The organism is Vibrio sp. AND4, from assembly GCF_000171815.1.
Taxonomy (GTDB): domain Bacteria; phylum Pseudomonadota; class Gammaproteobacteria; order Enterobacterales; family Vibrionaceae; genus Vibrio.
The window spans coordinates 1-17,586 of the sequence record NZ_ABGR01000021.1 but is presented as its reverse complement, the minus strand read 5'-3'; the positions used below and the strand labels follow the sequence as shown (position 1 = coordinate 17,586).

Here is a 17,586-nt window from a genome sequence, read left to right as displayed (position 1 = left end):
ACAAAAAGACCCGAGAGTCATCTCGGGTCTTCGCGTTAACACTAGTTGCAATTGGCTTAGCTATTCTGACTCACTTGCGCTTTACGTAATTGAAACAGGTACTTAACCCAACTTTTAGCTTGGGTTGATGGTTCAATCTCATTTGCGCGTTTAGCATTCGCGAGCGCATCATCTAGACGTTTCAACTTATAGTAAGCACGCGTCTTTACCAGTGCAACATCGGCTTTGCGCCCTGAAACCTTGTCCAAAGCAATCAGAGCGTCTTTGTAATGACCTTCTTGCACAAGCAGTTGAGATAGATTCCAGTAGTATTGACGATCCAACTTTGCCGCAACACGCCAACTTTTAATCGATTTATCCCACTCTTTGGCGATCTGCCAGTAGGTGGCTTGCTGAGCTTTAAGCCTGCTGTCAGAGTTGATCTTATCTAACCCTCCCAGCACCTTCGCTGCTCGCTCCGGAATACCGCGCTTGCCATACAATTGAGCAAGAAGTCTTAAGTCATCTTGATTCAACGCGACACCTTGCAATTTCGCAAGGGCCAGAGAGTCGAGAGCACGCTTGTCATCATCAACACGCAAATAAAGCGCAACCAACTGTCGCCACCACTCAACACGCTTAGGTTCAATCGTAATCAAGCGCTTGATAGTGCCGATTGCCGGCTTCCATTTTTTCAGTTCAAGCTCTGCAGATAATTTGATCGAAAGAGGTGCCATCTCATCTGGCTGACCAAATTTCTCGTATCGAGCCATCGCAGTAAGTACTTTACTCCATTGGCTTAGCTGATAGTGAGACTGCGCAATACGCAACCAGATATCATGGGCTTTTTGAGACTTAGGTACTGATTTGCTTAAGGCGTAATAGTGAGTCAGCGCTTTAGAAAACTGCTGCTCGTTCAACAACATACCTGCGAGCATCTTGCGCGTTTGCCAAGCTTGCTCATCTTTCAAAAGGCCACTATTAACGGCGATCTCTAATTGTTTGAGAGCTGGCTTAATTTGCTCGTTTTGCCAGTAGAAAATTCCCAGCATTCGAGCCACAAACGCCTGATCGTAGCCCGCAGATAAGTCAAGACCTTCAAGCGTGGAGATAGCTTGTTGCAACTTTTCTTCTTGCGCGAGGTGATGAGCACGTTGAACACGAGTCGCCGTATACTGACTCAGTTCATCCGCGATAGTGGTAAAAGTACTCAGGCTTAATACAGCACCAATTAACAATGGCTTGATCATTTGGCTAACTTGAACTCCACTCTTCTGGTCTGCCCAAAGCGTTCTACCGCCACACCGTTTTCCACCTTAGGCTGATACTTAGACTTCTTCAATGCACGAATAGCTTCTCTCTCGAACATTCTCTTAGGTTTAGCATCAATCACTTCAATGTCTTTGGGACGACCTGTTGCGTCAATAGTAAATCGCATCTTCACGTAGCCTTCTATCTTACGTTTTAGCGCTTTACTCGGATAGGTAGGCTCTGGGCTATAAAGCATGATCGCCTGCTGATTCGCCATGGTACCCTTCAAATTCGGCGCACTGATCGCAATCCCATCCAACGCAGTATTCAACCCTAATGCACTGATTGGCGTCACTTGGCTCATAGGCTCTACTTGGGTTTGCGCTTGAGACAAATCCATTGGTTCTGGCGTCTGTGGTGGTTCTGGCTGCTCAGGCACAGAGCGCTGACGACGTTGCACATCAGCCTCATTTTCTACCATCACCATATCAAAACGGACCGCCTCTGAAGGCTTAGGCGCACGTTGATTCCCCTTGTCGACCATCCACGCCATAAAGCTAAACAAACTCACCGCAATCATAATTGACGCTGGCAGCGCGAGTAATAGCCTACCCATTAAGGTTTCTCCGCTGCCAATGCGATGTTCTTCACGCCAGCCCCTTTCGCTGCATCCATCACTTTAACGACCGTACCGTTGTAGGCATGCTCATCAGCCTGAATCACAAGCGGAGCGTCTGGTTGCTCAAGCATTAGATGCTCGATGGTGGCTTCTACACGCTCGATATCCACCAAACGTTTATCGATGTACACATCGTTTGCTGCGGTTACCGCGATAAAAATACCCGCGTCTTTTTGACTGACTACATTTGATGCTTGAGGGCGATTCACTTCCACACCGGACTCACGCACAAATGAGCTAGTCACAATGAAGAAGATCAACATGATGAAGACAATGTCCAGCATCGAGGTTAAATCGATCTGTGCTTCATCCTGTCGATTGGTTCTACGTCCGAGTCTCACTTCTGACTCCTTAAAGATTGTTCTAACTGGAGGGCTTTGCGTTCACACACCTTGCTTAAGCGTGCATGCACGAACATGCCAGCAAGTGCTGCAACCATACCCGCCATCGTCGGCAGAGTTGCAAGTGAAATACCAGAAGCCATCAATTTTGGATTGCTGCTGCCTTGTGTGGCCATCACATCAAACACCGTAATCATACCTGTCACCGTGCCTAATAAGCCAAGCATTGGACAAATGGCGACAAGGACTTTAATCGTTGATAGGTTTTGACGCAGTTCTGTGTGCGCTTTGGCAATCCACCCTTCGCGGATTTGATGCGCGTACCAAGAGTGATGATCGGCTCTTGCTGACCACTGCTCACCAAGCTGTTTCTTTACCTTTGGGAATGCCATTGTTAGGTAAAGAATTCGCTCGATAACCAGTAACCAACACACCGCAACTATGGCGGCCAACCACCAAAGAATTTGGCCGCCTTGCTGCATAAATCGCACCAAGGTCGAGGCCCAATCCTCACTGATCAAACCCAATGTGTTGAGTAGGATCTGCTCCATTATGCTGCGTTCTCCGCGACAGTATTCGATGTTTTTTGTTGTTTTGGCATATCACGCTCAGCTTGCTCTGCCACAAGACCAATACCTTGCTTCTCTAAAATATTGCGAATGTTTTCAGCTTGAGAGCTTAATACGTTATGCGCCAGAAGCAGTGGCATCGCTGCAACAAGGCCAAGTACAGTGGTGACCAACGCCATCGAGATACCGCCAGCCATCACTTTCGGGTCACCGTTACCAAACTGAGTGATCACTTGGAAGGTTTCGATCATGCCTGTTACCGTACCCAATAAGCCCAACATTGGTGCGAGGGCGGCAAGCAGTTTCAGCATCGACAAGCCTTTCTCAAGGTGAGTTTGCTCATCAACTACCGCTTCCAATAGGCGCAGTTCTAACGCCTCAACACTACGGTGTTTGTCTTTCTGGTAAACCGCCAAAACACGACCAAGCGGGTTATCTTCTGGTTGATTTAGGTTTTTAAGCTGTTTGGTGATTTTCTGGCGAGCAATCACCAGTGACACACCGCGAACCAACGCAATGATCAAACCAATCGCTAGCAAGCCGAGGATGATTTTACCAACGACACCACCAGCATTAAGACGATCGGCCATGGTTGGCGAGTTTGCCAGTTGCTCTAGAAGGATACCGCGAGAAGGGTCAATCACGACGGAGTCGATGTCACCTGAGCTAAAGCTGTTTGCGGTCGGTCCGTCTTCTGGTTGGCGCAGGTAGCTAACCGCATCACCGCGTTGACCGTTCCATTTCACGTAACCAGCATCGTTGAGCAATGCCATTGAACCAAGGCGGACACCAGTGACGGTTTGCTTGCGGCCTTCACCATCAAGCAATGAGAATGATACGTTCGCCATTTCCCCACTGGCTATCACTTGCTCTTCCATACTGCGCCACATCGCTTCAAGCTGCGGTAATGTTGGCAGTGATTTAGCGGCAACTATGTCATCGATATTTTGTTGATATGAGCTTGCGTCAACACCAGTAACAGAGTGCTTAAGTTCTGCTTCCAGTTCTTTTGCGTTTTGACGCACGACACCAAACAACTCACCTAAACTGCCCGTTTCAAGGCGCAGTTTTTCTTCTAGCTGTGCAAGTTCCGCTTCATTTTCACTGAAGGTCACACCTAGGGTGTCGGCTTCTGCTTGTAGTGCCGCACGCTCTGCTACAAGCTTATTTTTCATTGCTTGCAGCTGTTGTTGGGTTTGTTTAAAGCCAGATTCACGAGCCACGTTGTGTAACTGCTGTTGGCGGTTTTCTTGCTGTGCTTTTTGCAGCAAGGTATCGCTGGCAAATGTGGTTTGCGGTAGCAGCGCAGCGCTAGAAATCAATGCGACCGATAGCCATTTCTTCATCATTTATTTGCCCTCCGCGACGTTTAACGATACGGGTAAAGTCAGCATGCTCGGAGCAATCTGTTTGTTCGCCATCGCAAATGCGGTTTCGAGTTCAGCTTTCTTATCATTACCAACCGCTTGCCATGCTTTCTGTTGCTGAGACCAACTCCAGAAGTGCTCACCCGACAGGCTACGCGCGATAAGGGCAGCTCGGCCTAGGTAAAGAATATCGGCTTCGACTTGATCCTTGCTATCTAGGGCAATCTTACCTTGGTAAACACCGATCTTAGTGCCGTAGTCCATTTCAATCTGGTACGCTTCTAGAATTCGACGAAATTTCTCTGCATCCGCAACATCTGCGCGGGTCATCATGGCATCAAGTTTGGCAATACGCTCTTCACGCTGTGCTTTGCGAATGGGCTTGTCATTTGCCACGATCGTTTTAAGCCCCTCGAGCATGTGATACATCAAAGGCACTACGCCTTGACGTGTCTGAGCGATCTGCTCAATTTGCTCATTCAAACTTGCGACTTCATCATTCTGGCTATCAACAAGGTTCGATAGGTGATCGCGATAAATCTTCAAGTTGCCGACTTCTTCTTGCAGCTGCTCAATTTCGGCTTCTAGAGACAAAGATTTCTCTGCACTTGCATCAACGCGCTTTTGGCTTACTGCCGACGCCTGGTTGGTTTTACCCTGCACTGCTTGTGCATCGTTAAGATTTTCCGCTTGAACGGGAATCAAAACCGATGAGATCAACAGAGCGATACTTGATTTGATTAGATTCATACGAGTTAAATTTCTGTTTTCCAAAAACGACTAAAGGGGAAGACCATTCTTCCCCTTTTAAAATCAGATTGTTATCAGTACTTGAACTGGATGGTCGCCATGTAGTTTTGGCCTTCACCTACCACTACACCGTCCCTGTCGCCACCTGCTAGGTAATCAGTATCAAACACGTTTTCAACATTAAACCGAGCGATAATATCCAAGTTTTCATCATACTTGTGTGTGTACGCAACACCCATATCAATACGTGCATACCCATCTTTCTTGAAAGTGTTCGCCGCGTCGCCGTAGCGCTCACCTTCATAAATCAAGCCTAGGTTCACGTCAGTGTTGTTCTGAACTTTGTAGCTAGACCAAACACTAGCTGAAAATTCAGGAACGTCCGAAGGGCGGTTGCCTTTGTAATCCGCACTTTCCGTAATTTCAGCATCTAGGTACATTGCAGAAGCCGTTAGTGAAAGCTCTTCAGTTACAAAGCCCTGCGCTAGGATTTCTGCACCGCGGTGTACTTGCTCACCATCTTGCGTCGCTAATTCCATGCCTGGGTTGTTTGGGTCATTAACATCTATTCGAACATTTTCCAAAGTAATGTCAAACAACGCACCTGTTAGGTATAAACGCTCATCAAACAGTTCCCACTTAGTACCCACTTCGTAGGATACACCACGTTCTGCTTCTAGCTCTTCACCATCGTTTGTATAAAGTTTACGGCCATTAGATACTTCGCCCTGTGGCATAAAGCTTTCAGAATACTGAACGTAAACCGAACCGTTGCTTGCTGGGTGGAAAATCACGCCTAGCTTTGGTGACACTTGGTTTTCTGTTAATGTCTTACTGCGCTTTTCATCGTAACGAACACCAGCAAGCACTTGCCAGTGATCGTTAATTGTCATCATATTTTGCGCGTAGATACCCCAGGTTTCGTACTTGCTAGTCGGCGACTTGCTAGAACTGCCATATTCCGGTTTTGGTACCGTTTGACCCGGCGGGACACTTGCACCTATATGCTTCACCGAAAATTTATCGTAGCTATAATCCAAATAGTTTGCGCCAACCAAAAGGGTGTTATCGCTTCCAAGCAGAGAGAAACCTGTGGTTACATCTAAATACGCGGTATCAAATACCCAGTTATCCGTCCGATCATTACCTTTATGCTTAATCTTACCGTTTTGTTCGTATGTCTCGAAATTCGGATAGGATTCCACATCAAAGCGGTTGAAATCTTGACGGTTATAACCCGCTTTTACGTTTACGTTATCTGTCACTTGCGCATTGATGTCGATGCCGTAATTTTCTACATCGTTGTCAATTTTTGACCACTGTGCATCCCAGATGTACTTGTCGCCACGGACTGGTTTGCCATCGACGATATAAGCACCAGAATCCACACTGCCGTCATCTTTGGTACGGTCGTAATGGGCAGAAACCATCACGTTTTCAGTAATATCGTATTCTGCAACCACACCACCAACAAAGCGCTCAGTTTGTGGCTTGGTTCCATCGCCGTATTCACGCCATGAGCTGTAGCTTTCTTTAGCAAGAATACCGCGTGCACGTAGCGTCTTTTCTTCATTCAGTGCGCCACTCACATCCAGTACCGTACGTGAGTGATCATTTGAGCCTATGTCTTGGCTCAAGCTAACTTGTGTTTCCGTTGTTGGCTTCTTAGAAACCATGTTCACAAGGCCACCCGGCTCAGATTTACCGTAAAGTAGACCAGAGGGGCCTTTAAGAACTTCAACACGCTCTAAAAGCTCAATAGGTTGACGGTAGTGAGACCAGTGCTGACGACCATCGCGCAGAAAGCCATCTGAGCTGCTAAGTGTAAAACCACGCAGTGAGAAGCGCTCACGGTTACGGCCTGTACCACCCGCACTAACACTCGCGTCATTTTGCAAAACCTGACCTAGTGTACTTGCACGCTGCTCATCGATGACAGTTTCGTCAATTACTGCAACTTGCCCTGGTGTTTCCAGTTGCGTCATTTCCATACGCATTGCAGTGCTGTTGGTATCCGCTTTGTAACCAAACTCACGGCCTTCGACGACTAAATTTTCGTCCGTTGTTTTAACTTCTGCCACTGCAGGTGCTGCAAGAACCGCACCGATCACTAACGCCAATTGGCTCTTAGTAAACATATCCTTTCACTCCGACTGTTATCAGGTCGCACATTCTTTGATGTGATTCCCTTTTAATTATTTCGGCAGTGAATATAAATGACAACCATTACCATTTTCATTAAATTTACATTCTTTGCATTTGCAAAAGTTTGTAAAGCAGTCGTGGCGAGTTTACTTTACGAATAAGATTTGGATCACACTATCACTCAAATTAGCTTACTGCCTAAACAGTAACGTCACTGCAAGTCCTCCCTCTGGTCGATTGGATGCGATGGCTTTGCCCCCCATCATTCTCATCGACTCTTTGACTATCGCTAACCCCAAGCCATAGCCCCCCAGCTTCTTGTCGCGAGAAGCATCTAATCGGGTAAATGGGTCAAATATATCGGACAACTTGTCCTTTGGGATACCCGGCCCGTTATCCGAGATCGTCACGACCAAGTAGCGGTGCTTACCAGAGGCTTTATTGGATAAACGCACGCTTATTTGAGCGTCATTGCCCGCATACTTAATTGCATTACCAATCAGATTGTTTAAGCATCGCACCACTAAAGTGTCATCACATTGAGCCTTGGGTCTTGCCGCTTCAGAAGCGAATGACAGCGTCTGCTGAGCAGTTAAATCGATCTTGCAGCGCTCCACTTGAGGAGCAAGTAAAACCTCGAGATCACTGCTCCTTAGCTCGGTATCGTAGCGAGCATTCTCTAATCGACTGAATTCCAGAATCTCGCCAATAAGATGATTAAGTTCATTCGCTTCCTCTTCCATCCTATCCACTAAGCCCTGTTCGCTGTCACCGACACGTTTTCGTAAAAGGTGTAATACAAGATTTTGCCGAGCAAGCGGCGTTCGCAGTTCGTGGGAAACATCCCGAATCAATCGGCGCTGTTTTTCGGCCAACGAATGGATCTCTTTGGTCATGTGATCAAAATCTTGAGCAAGTTCATTAAACTCTCGCGTGTTCGATTTCAATTCATTCACCACACTGACGTTAAAATCACCATTAGAGAGCTTCTTGCTCGCTTCTCTTAATCGGTCCAAAGGCTGCTGTAGATTACGTGCCATTAGTAATGAGAACAGCGCCAATATCACGCCTGCAATCACGACCTTTAGGACAGAAAAGTAAATAATGAAATCATGTGCGGGATGCAAGCGATGCGGCAATTCGATCATCAAGCTGTTGTTACCAACTAAAGGAATACTGATTATTGGCCGGCTGACGCGATCTTCTAGGTGCTCATCTAGGCGCCTTTTGAATTTCAGTTTAAATTCAAAGTGAGGGTGCATCATTCGATGTGTCAGCGGATGTTGATTTTCATCGAGCGCAAACAGATAGAAGCGTTGTGCGTTTGCCCAATCCGCCAGTTCATCCATGTCGCCTTCCTCAATCAAGATATTCGCTTGATGGGCAAGTTCTAACATTTCAGCTTTTACACTCGCTGGTACCTTGAGCATCGCTTTCACCAATGCTTGTTCAGCGACGGCTTGAACAGCCAAAATGCTAATCACAATAGCAGTCATATAACTAAAGAGCTGAAAAGCAAGACTGTCTCTGCGATTCACTACATAGGTTGGACACACGAATTTCATCAACTCGTGACCACCTCTAAGTAACTGTAACCTTTTCCACGAAACGTTTTTATATGCTGTTTAGATAAGCCAGCTTCCACCAACTTTCGGCGTATGTTGCTGATATGCATATCTAGATTGCGATCAAATGGACTTAGCTCTTTTTTCAAAACCTGGGTCTGTAATTCGGCTTTAGAGATAGCAAGACCTTGGTTCTTCACTAAATAGCTGAGTAAGTCGGCTTCCGTACTCGTCAAAGGTAAGCTGTTCAACTGACTACTGATACTTTGAACCGTATTGCACATTGCTTGCCTTTGGCGCTCTAGGCCTACGCGGCGAAGAATTGCTTTAATGCGCATCAACAGTTCTGCAACGTTAAACGGCTTACCGATATACTGATCAGCACCCGCTTGATAGCCACCAAGCATTGAGTTTTCATCATTGAGCGCCGAGAGCATCAAAATGGGGGTAGCAAAGCGTTGGCAAATACGACGGGCAACTTGAATACCATTAAGCTTGGGCAACATCACATCAAGAAGTACGAGATCAACCGAGGCTTTTTCCATATAGTGCAGTGCACTTTCACCACAATGAACAGAAGAGACGATATACCCCTCTTCCTGTAATACCGCTTCTAGCAAGTCACACAACGGAACGTCATCATCTACTATCAACACTCGAGACATGCTTAACTACCACTCAAATAATAATGGTTCGCATTTTATTACTCATTTACACATTAAACAAGCATCGTTTATGTGGTTTTTAAGTCGAAAAACGCGACAAAAAACCACTTCCAATGGGTTTATCGATTTATTTTATACAACCCTTTAAAAAACCATATTTTCACTGATTCAATACAAATGCCCATGAATTAAGACGTTATGATAAACAGAAAAAAGGAGTACAATTCTTGGCAGTTTCTTGTTGAGAATAGACGCAGATGACAACGCTATTGATTGGTCACCGAGGAGTGGCAGGTAAATACCCAGAAAACACACAAGTCAGCATTCAAGCTGCTATTGATATGGGGCTGACTTGGGTTGAAGTTGACGTGCAGCCAACCAAAGACAACGTACTCGTTGTTTGCCACGACCATACTGTTAACCGTTGCAGTAATGGCAAGGGTCGCGTTGATTGCATGACATTATCTGAGCTCAAAGCGTTAGATTTTGGTCGGTGGTTCAGCAATGAATTTGCCCATGAATCCATCATGACTCTTCCTGAGTTATTGGAACTTGCCGCAGAGAATAGTCTAAATCTGAATATCGAAGTGAAAGTCGATCATCATTCGCCTGAGGAAATTGCCCGAATGGTCAGTCAAACTCTGCGACAAGGTCCACTTGCGAAAGACCAGGTCCTTTTATCGAGCTTTAGCCATGAGGTTATCAGGGCTCTGCACACGCACTGTGAGGACTATAAGCTGGGAGTCCTGAGTGAGTTCTTGTCTCGTAAAGACCGATTACTACTTGAGGAAGTGAATGCGTATAGCTGTAACCTCAATATTAACTGGGTTCGCTCTCGTCAAATCAAGCAACTGCAACAAGCGGGTTATAAGGTGATGTGTTATACCGTAAACAATCCCAACAAACTAAAACACCTACCCACATTAGATGGTATTTTTAGTGACCATCCAAGCCGCTTTATGCAGAAGTAATAAGATATTGATTCCCAAGAATCACATCACAAGAGGAGCCCCTACCATTCAATACTAATTGGGGTTCCCATTTGTACCAGCCTGATGAATTCATCCATTTCTTGGTTGGTGATCGCGATACAACCATTTGTCCAATCAAAACTCTGAATAAACTGGGGTGCTTGAGTCTCACCATTTTTTAAGCCATGGATTTTAATCGCGCCGCCAGGAGAAACACCTCTTCGCTGCGCTTCCAAACGATCGATCGCGTCTGGGTAACTGATATGAACAGAGCGATAGAAAGCGGAATTATTAATAACGTAGTTTAGCGTATAGTCCCCTTCCGGCGTTCTATTATCTCCCTCTTCTTGTTTGTGCCCTTTCGGGTTTGACCCCAAGGCGATGCGGAACTCTTTAACGACTTCGCCATTCTCTATTAGGTACATTCTGCGCTTTGACTTATCAACTTTGACCAAGTCGACGCCCGCTTGAACACCAGATACAAACATACAACACAAGATTAAAGACAACCATTTTACTGACATCGACTGAACGCCTAACTGACCCACTCGCAGGGAAAACGAAAAGAGAGCCCATGCTAGTCAGATGGTGATTCTAAAGCAAATTGAATGTGTGCAAATTTCGCTACTCTTCGTGACCAACTTGGATTACTTTATAAGGCGATTACTTTTCAAATCCTGCACTAACAGGGAGGGTACTATGCTCAACATCGCTTTTTTCAGTGCAAAATCCTACGACGAAGCGTCTTTCAAAAAAATAAAAAATCATCGCGACTTTGAATTCCATTACCACGATTTTCGATTAACCTCAAAGACGGCCAAAATGGCACAAAGTTGCGAAGTGGTGTGTGCATTTGTTAATGACGATTTATCCGCTCCAGTACTCAAGCAACTGTCTCTTGGTGGCACTAAGTTGATCGCCATGCGTTGTGCTGGTTTCGATAAAGTAGATTTAGAAGCAGCGAAAGAGCTGGGTCTGCAAGTGGTCCGCGTACCTGCTTATTCGCCAGAAGCAGTAGCAGAGCACACGGTCGGTATGATGATGTGTTTAAATAGGCGCCTACACAAAGCGTACCAACGCACTCGCGATGCCAACTTTAACTTAGAGGGCTTGGTGGGTTTTAACTTCCACGGAAAAACCGTCGGTGTGGTCGGTACCGGAAAAAATGGTATCGCGGCAGTGCGTATCTTTAAGGGCTAGGGATGGAAGTGCTGTGCTACGACCCCTATGAAAACCCACTAGCGCTGGAAATGGACGCTCAATATTGCTCACTTGATGAGATCTACGCAAAGGCCGATGTCATTTCTCTCCACTGCCCAATGAGCGAAGAAAACCATCATCTTCTGAATGAAAAGTCCTTCTCGAAAATGAAAGATGGTGTGATGATCATTAATACCAGCCGTGGCGAATTACTCGACTCAGTCGCTGCTATTGAAGCGTTGAAAGAAGGCAAGATTGGCGCACTTGGCTTGGATGTCTATGACAATGAAAAAGATTTGTTCTTCCAAGACAAATCAAACGACGTGATTGTCGACGACGTGTTCCGTCGCCTCTCTGCTTGCCACAACGTATTGTTCACTGGACACCAAGCATTCTTAACCAATGAAGCACTGCACAACATCGCCTCTGTAACCCTTAATAACATCGAAGCTTTCTTCACAAACAAGACTTCAGGTAACGAACTGATCAACTAAATCAATCGTTCGAGGCAGTATAGTAGAGCGTTGAATTTCAGCTATGCTATACTCCCCGACCATTAAAAATTTGAGTCTAATTACCATGAGCATAAAAACCGACATTCAAAATCTGCATAACCGTTTAGATACATGCCAACGCAAACTGGATGCGGCACGTTCTCGTGGTGATCATGGCATGATTACTAAGTTCACCAACGAAATTGACGATCTAAACAAGAAACTCAGCCAGCTTAAGCATAAGCAAACCTACGAGCTGAATAAAGAGCGCAAGAGCATACTTGATTTGCCGTTCTCTCGTGAGATCACGAAAGCGGAACAAGCTGACATCGGCAAACTTAAGAAGCGTGTGCGGGGGCTAGTGATCGTTCACCCATTAACAAAAGTGGGTAAAGAGTTACGTCTAGACGTAATGACAGGTTTTGCTCCAAAAGAGTTCTAAGCACTCTGTCAAACACCGGATATTAAAAAGCCCACCTTCACTGAGCCACTTAAGTGAAGGTGGGCTTTTTGTACGTTCAATTCAATCAGTCTCACTTAATAACTGATCATGCCATCTGGTAATAACACTCGGTAACTTGGTTTTAATGATAAACGCCCCAAGCCAAGTGACTTAGGGCGTTTCAATACAAAAAAACCAATGTTTAGTTCACCAAAACGAGCAGCTCATAAGATAAAACAAGCTGCTCATATAACGAACCTTACTTACTTTTAAAATTGGTATGCTAGAGAGAGTTGGACATTTCTGCCCGGTTCATAATCGATATAGCCAAAATCATGAGATGCGTGAGATGCGTACTGCGCATCGAAAATGTTATCAACTGAAGCTGTCACAGTAACGTCTTCATTGGTCGTCGGAATCCAACGCATGTTGATGCCATGAACGTTGTAGCCTTTTTTATCCGAGTCAGAATTGACCTTACCTTTAAGATCTAGCGCTACCAAACTCGTCCAGTTTACGTCAACCCCGACACTCGGGAATGTGTATCCCAAGTTAAGAGAGATGCTGTCGCCGACCTCATCTTCAAGTGACTGACCTTTTTCAAGACCACTGTTTAGTGCTACGTTCTTAAATTCGGAGTCAGAGTGTGCATAGGTTAGACGACCGTTAAATTGGTCACGTTGTAAAATCATGGCAGATTCAAAACCAACAATATCAACATCACCCAAATTACGGTATGGCTTAGTTGGCGATGCTTTACCTGTCATTGTATCGTCGATGTAGTCATTAATCTGCGTGTTAAACACGGTTAGTGAGAAACCCAATGTGTCTAGGCCAGCAAGGTCCATATTCTGGTAAGCAATCGACGCTTCATAGTTAACCCCGGTTTCAGGTTTTAGATCTGGGTTGTACGACGAGCTAGAGGTCAAAAACGAACCTGATAGAGCAGGCCCTTTAAACAGTTCTGTACCACTCGCTTGAATACTCCAATTTTTAGAAAGGATGTACTTACTTGATAGGCCGAAGATTGTGTCTTTAAACGTCTTATCCGATGCTAACATATCAACTTTGTAGCGATTGTATCGGGCACCCGGAGTCACAGACCAATCTTGAGTAAGCTGAATTTCATCTTCAACATACAATGCGAACGACTTTGCCGTTTCTTTGCTGTTGGGTAGAGGTTTCCCGCCTAAAAGCTCCTTAGATTCTTCGGTCTTGCCTTCTAGACCATAACGCACAGTGTGAAGCATAGAGGCTACTTCGAGGTTGGTTTCAGACAACACTTTTAAGCCGTAAACCTCTGTGCGCCCCTCATTAATTGGTGCACCCTTACGCTTACTGGTGTAGCTCATCTCGTTATAGTATAAAGTCGAGTGAACATCTGTATTTGCAAGTGCCAGTTCATGATTAAGAGCAACCGTATCGCGGGTATACTCGATTGGACGGATGTATTTCTCGTGCCAATTACTACCATTCATTCCCATATTCGATTTGATCGTGTAGTCACCTGCGTCTTTTAGATAATCGTAACTTAATTCAAATCGGTTTTGATCGTTGGCATCCCAACCCACTTTCGCAAGAACGTTTTGCGTTTTACCATCGCGACCAAGGACTTCATTTCCATCGCCATCTTTAGGATTGTCACGAGAAATCACGCTGTAATACACCAACGCGTCAACATTTTCGCTGAGTTCAGAAAAAGCAGCTGCCGAGGTGTGAGAATAGTCATTTGACGCCATTCCAGAAAAAATACGAGTGCCAAACTTATCATCACCACGAAGTAAATCTCGTGCGTCTTTTGTTTCGAAAGCGACACCGCCACCCAAACCACTATTCAACACAGAATTATTACCAACTCTGATATCGACTGCTTTTATGATATCAGCATTGATAAGTAAGTTACCCGCGTGATGAAAAACGTTATTGTTTTGACTCGCACCATCCAACGTAATGTCTAAGTCCAGTTCGCTAACGCCACGAATATTTACCCCTTGGTTCAAAGAGTGAGTGCCACCTACATCAACGCCAGGCTGATCGCGAAGCAAATCACTTAGGTGATCTCCTTGTTTCATTTCAATGTCGCTCGCCAGCAGCGATTCAGAACTGTTAGAAATCTGAGTGCCCCAGACTGTAACCTTTTCACCGTCGTTTTCTGTAGCAATGGAATTTGCAGAGAAAGTGGCAGCGATAAGCACTGCTAAATATGTTTTATTTGTCATAATAGGAAGATCGTGTGTTTTAAGAGTCAGTAATAGTAAACCCAACAATAATGATAATAAATATCATTATTATTAATTTACATTATTTACATTTACATTGACAGAACAAAAGCCAAACACCATAACAACATAACAACATAAAAATAACAAAAACAGCACATTTATGATTGCAAATAATTACATACAAATAGATATAAGCGTCTTATTTCTGCTATTTATCGTCCTGATCTTGTTACTCGTCAAAAACTAAGCAATATAAAATTCTGTATTCTAATTCATCAATGAGAAGTCATTTTGCTTATGTTTTCACAACACATAATAGAAAAGATTAAGAACGCTATTTCATTAATATGTCTTTTAATCATTATCGCCCCGTTATTAACTGCATGCGGTAGTAGTAGTGGTGGCAGTGATGGAAACGATGGCCCAACTGAAAAAAAATTAGAAAGAATCACTATAGAAAGAGTTTCAGAGAATAACGTTCTGGCTTATCATGAGGCATTGTCAGATACAATAGTTACATTTAAAGCTATCGGATATTATGATGATGGTAGTCATGGTAATATTACATCTGCAGTGCAATGGATAAGTGCTAATCCAACTTTAGCAAGTTTTGATAGTTCCGCTCAATTAAAGACACATAAAATTGGTAAGACAAATATTGTCGCTAAGATAAATGATATTACGTCTACTTGGCCAATCTCAATTTTAAAGCCTATTTCTATTACTCTATCACCTAGCATCAAACCAGAAGATTTTGATAATAATCAGATACTATATGTTCCAAAAGGAACATCGATAACATTAGAAAGTATCGTTGAGTGGAGTGATGGTTCAAAACGTGATGGTAAAGGTTATGTATCATGGATGATAGATAACACCAGTTTTGCTCAGGATATTTATGAAAAAAATCGATTTAGAGCTGTCGGTTCTTTTGGTGAAATAAGTTATTTAAACACGACTTTCTGTGGCATTAGAAGTAACACTGTTTCATTAGAAATAACCAATAGTCAGCTAAAAAAAATAGTCATTGGATTGGGCTCAGACTCTAAAAAAGAAACACAATTAAAGAACGTTTTATATGGAACAAGCAGAAAGTTTACTGCCTTTGGCGTATATCAAGATCCAGATAATAGCCAAGCCAGTCATTCTATTAATATTACAAAAGATGTAAAATGGACTTCAAGTAATCCTGATATTTTCTATAATAAGAACAATAGTAATGTTTTCACTGCTTACAGTAGAACAGCCAATAGTTCAGCAGTTATCTCTGCTAAGATGTTCAATCTTGAGAGTAACCCACAAGAACTCACCACTGCTAATGCCACATTAAGTAATATTGAGATTGTTAGCCCTAATAAATCAGAAAAATTAATTAGTGGTATAGAGACCAGTCTTTATGCAGTGGGTCATTATCTTTTAGAGTCAGATAGCTCAGAGAGCATTGCCGCAGATTTGACCCCTTTTGTTAATTGGTCCACTTCAGATGAAGAATCTTTAAAACAAGTAGATAGCAACACTTTTCTTCCATCGACATATTTTGGTAGAGCATCAGTCACAGTACAAACTACAGATAAAAAAAATAAATCGTCAAAAGAATTTGTTATCTCCCCAGGAAAATTAGAAAAGATTACGATTTCTGAAATTCATAACTATCCAAATCCAACCGAGATCCCACTCTACAAAAGCCGTACCTTTAAAGCAATTGGGGTTTATAGTGTTGGTGACAAGCTGGATAAACTCTCTTTCGACATAACTAAACGTGTTTCTTGGCAATTAGAACAGCCAGAATTAAAAAATCCGTTCATTCAAAAAGAAGACAAGAATACGATCGAGGCTATTGGTCTGACTCAAGGACCTGCAGAGCTGACAGCAATAAGCTTAACTAATGATATACAAAGTAACACATTATACTTAACCAGCTTTCCTTTTAAGACAGAATTTAAACTAAGAGAACTTACATTTAGTTTATCTCCACTAATGACTAATGGGGATACAAGCAAATTTGTGTTCGAAAATGATAACATTTGGGGAGTTGAAGAATGGCAAAGCGCGAATGAAAGCTGCAAAGAAGCTGGAAAAAAACTTGTCACAGAAAAACAATTAATTATGATTGAAAAAACGATCGGTAGTTTGGGATTTGCTTATGGTTGGCCGACTTCTAAGGCTAAATATTGGACAAGTACGCATACAGATAAGATCAACCATCATATCAGTAGAAATCTATCCATCGGTGGTGGTAGTTATGAAGAAGAAAATACAACAAAGAACTTTAGCATTTGCGTCAATTAATTTGAGCATCTGAATGCGTTTAAAGTCACTTTAGTCTATTTATGTCGAAACCAGTTGGTAGATGCCAACTGGTTTTTTATTATGGGTGATTCATATCACTAGATATCATTTCGTATTTGTTCATAATAGCTAACGCTCAGTTTCTATTTCTTACTCCAAACTGCACCACCAACCTCAATAAGAACCAGGAAGAAAAAGCACTTTATTTAATAAGCCTAGAATAAAAGCCTCATGGCATTCCGCAAAAAAGCTAGCGCAAGCAGTAAACTTGCGCTAGCTGGGGTTTGATTTTTTAGTTCAGATTAAGTGTGCTTACGTTAAGTGATACTTTGCAACACAACCTAAATTAATAAACCTTAAGCTGATCACTTTATTGAGGCATAAGATCTTGAGGGTTCAACTCTATTCTTACAGGAGTTTCCACCTTACTATTTAACGCTTTTTCTAATTCGACAATGTCTGTGCCTTTGTCTGCATTAAGCAATGCAAAACCATCTACATACCCAACAAATTCGAGGTTGAATTGTTCTGCAATTTCTTTGGCTTTTTGTTCAGATACTTCAGCTTCAATAGTTCCTGTGATCATTAAAGCTCTGTCGTCATTACTGCTCACTACCTCATCACCAACACGTACAGAAGAGGTGTTAACTTCACCAC

15 protein-coding genes and 1 pseudogene are annotated in these 17,586 nt (G+C 43.5%); 4 read left to right on the top strand and 12 right to left on the bottom strand.

Annotation, left to right across the window (positions count from 1 at the left end):
* Positions 1-56: 56 nt before the first annotated feature.
* From AND4_RS15185 to AND4_RS15145, 9 genes are all read right to left on the bottom strand, one after another.
* Positions 57-1,229, bottom strand: a complete 1,173-nt coding sequence (locus tag AND4_RS15185; RefSeq protein WP_009843862.1) for a hypothetical protein — start codon at positions 1,227-1,229, stop codon at positions 57-59.
* Positions 1,226-1,846: an energy transducer TonB gene (locus tag AND4_RS15180; RefSeq protein ID WP_009843861.1), complete on the bottom strand. Its 621-nt coding sequence runs from the start codon at positions 1,844-1,846 to the stop codon at positions 1,226-1,228. Before AND4_RS15180 ends, AND4_RS15185 begins: the two co-directional genes overlap by 4 nt.
* Positions 1,846-2,250 (bottom strand): biopolymer transporter ExbD, encoded by a 405-nt coding sequence (locus AND4_RS15175; RefSeq protein ID WP_009843860.1) that lies wholly within the window; start codon positions 2,248-2,250, stop codon positions 1,846-1,848. Before AND4_RS15175 ends, AND4_RS15180 begins: the two co-directional genes overlap by 1 nt.
* Entirely contained in the window at positions 2,247-2,801 is a 555-nt protein-coding gene (locus tag AND4_RS15170; RefSeq protein WP_009843859.1) for a MotA/TolQ/ExbB proton channel family protein, read from the bottom strand. Before AND4_RS15170 ends, AND4_RS15175 begins: the two co-directional genes overlap by 4 nt.
* Positions 2,801-4,168, bottom strand: a complete 1,368-nt coding sequence (locus AND4_RS15165) for a MotA/TolQ/ExbB proton channel family protein (protein ID WP_009843858.1) — start codon at positions 4,166-4,168, stop codon at positions 2,801-2,803. The genes AND4_RS15170 and AND4_RS15165 overlap by 1 nt, the downstream gene beginning before the upstream one ends.
* Positions 4,169-4,936 (bottom strand): DUF3450 domain-containing protein, encoded by a 768-nt coding sequence (locus tag AND4_RS15160; RefSeq protein WP_009843857.1) that lies wholly within the window; start codon positions 4,934-4,936, stop codon positions 4,169-4,171.
* A gap of 74 nt (positions 4,937-5,010) precedes the next feature.
* Positions 5,011-7,074 carry a TonB-dependent siderophore receptor gene (locus AND4_RS15155; protein WP_009843856.1) on the bottom strand — a complete coding sequence of 688 codons (2,064 nt, stop codon included), beginning with the start codon at positions 7,072-7,074 and terminating at the stop codon, positions 5,011-5,013.
* A 198-nt stretch (positions 7,075-7,272) separates the two neighbouring features.
* On the bottom strand, positions 7,273-8,646 hold the full coding sequence (locus tag AND4_RS15150) for a sensor histidine kinase (RefSeq protein ID WP_009843855.1): 1,374 nt from the start codon (positions 8,644-8,646) through the stop codon (positions 7,273-7,275).
* A complete protein-coding gene (locus AND4_RS15145) occupies positions 8,646-9,311 on the bottom strand; it encodes a response regulator transcription factor (protein WP_009843854.1) in 666 nt (221 codons plus the stop codon). Before AND4_RS15145 ends, AND4_RS15150 begins: the two co-directional genes overlap by 1 nt.
* 257 nt (positions 9,312-9,568) lie before the next feature.
* Between AND4_RS15145 and AND4_RS15140 the strand changes: the two genes are divergently transcribed.
* Positions 9,569-10,282 carry a glycerophosphodiester phosphodiesterase family protein gene (locus AND4_RS15140; RefSeq protein ID WP_009843853.1) on the top strand — a complete coding sequence of 238 codons (714 nt, stop codon included), beginning with the start codon at positions 9,569-9,571 and terminating at the stop codon, positions 10,280-10,282.
* A 41-nt stretch (positions 10,283-10,323) separates the two neighbouring features.
* On the opposite strand, the gene AND4_RS15135 is transcribed toward AND4_RS15140, so the two are convergent.
* Entirely contained in the window at positions 10,324-10,806 is a 483-nt protein-coding gene (locus AND4_RS15135) for a L,D-transpeptidase family protein (protein WP_009843852.1), read from the bottom strand.
* A gap of 175 nt (positions 10,807-10,981) precedes the next feature.
* On the opposite strand from AND4_RS15135, the pseudogene AND4_RS15130 reads away from it, so the two are divergent.
* A pseudogene (locus AND4_RS15130) lies at positions 10,982-11,976 on the top strand (2-hydroxyacid dehydrogenase).
* Between the two features lie 85 nt (positions 11,977-12,061).
* Positions 12,062-12,418 (top strand): YibL family ribosome-associated protein, encoded by a 357-nt coding sequence (locus tag AND4_RS15125; protein ID WP_009843849.1) that lies wholly within the window; start codon positions 12,062-12,064, stop codon positions 12,416-12,418.
* Between the two features lie 269 nt (positions 12,419-12,687).
* Here the strand turns inward: AND4_RS15125 and AND4_RS15120 are convergent, their stop codons facing one another.
* Positions 12,688-14,637 (bottom strand): TonB-dependent receptor, encoded by a 1,950-nt coding sequence (locus tag AND4_RS15120; protein WP_009843848.1) that lies wholly within the window; start codon positions 14,635-14,637, stop codon positions 12,688-12,690.
* Between the two features lie 300 nt (positions 14,638-14,937).
* Between AND4_RS15120 and AND4_RS15115 the strand changes: the two genes are divergently transcribed.
* Positions 14,938-16,929 carry a hypothetical protein gene (locus AND4_RS15115; RefSeq protein WP_009843847.1) on the top strand — a complete coding sequence of 664 codons (1,992 nt, stop codon included), beginning with the start codon at positions 14,938-14,940 and terminating at the stop codon, positions 16,927-16,929.
* 370 nt (positions 16,930-17,299) lie between these two features.
* On the opposite strand, the gene AND4_RS20305 is transcribed toward AND4_RS15115, so the two are convergent.
* Positions 17,300-17,586, bottom strand: a 287-nt coding sequence (locus tag AND4_RS20305) for a hypothetical protein (RefSeq protein WP_009843846.1), incomplete at its 5' end; no start/stop codon positions are given.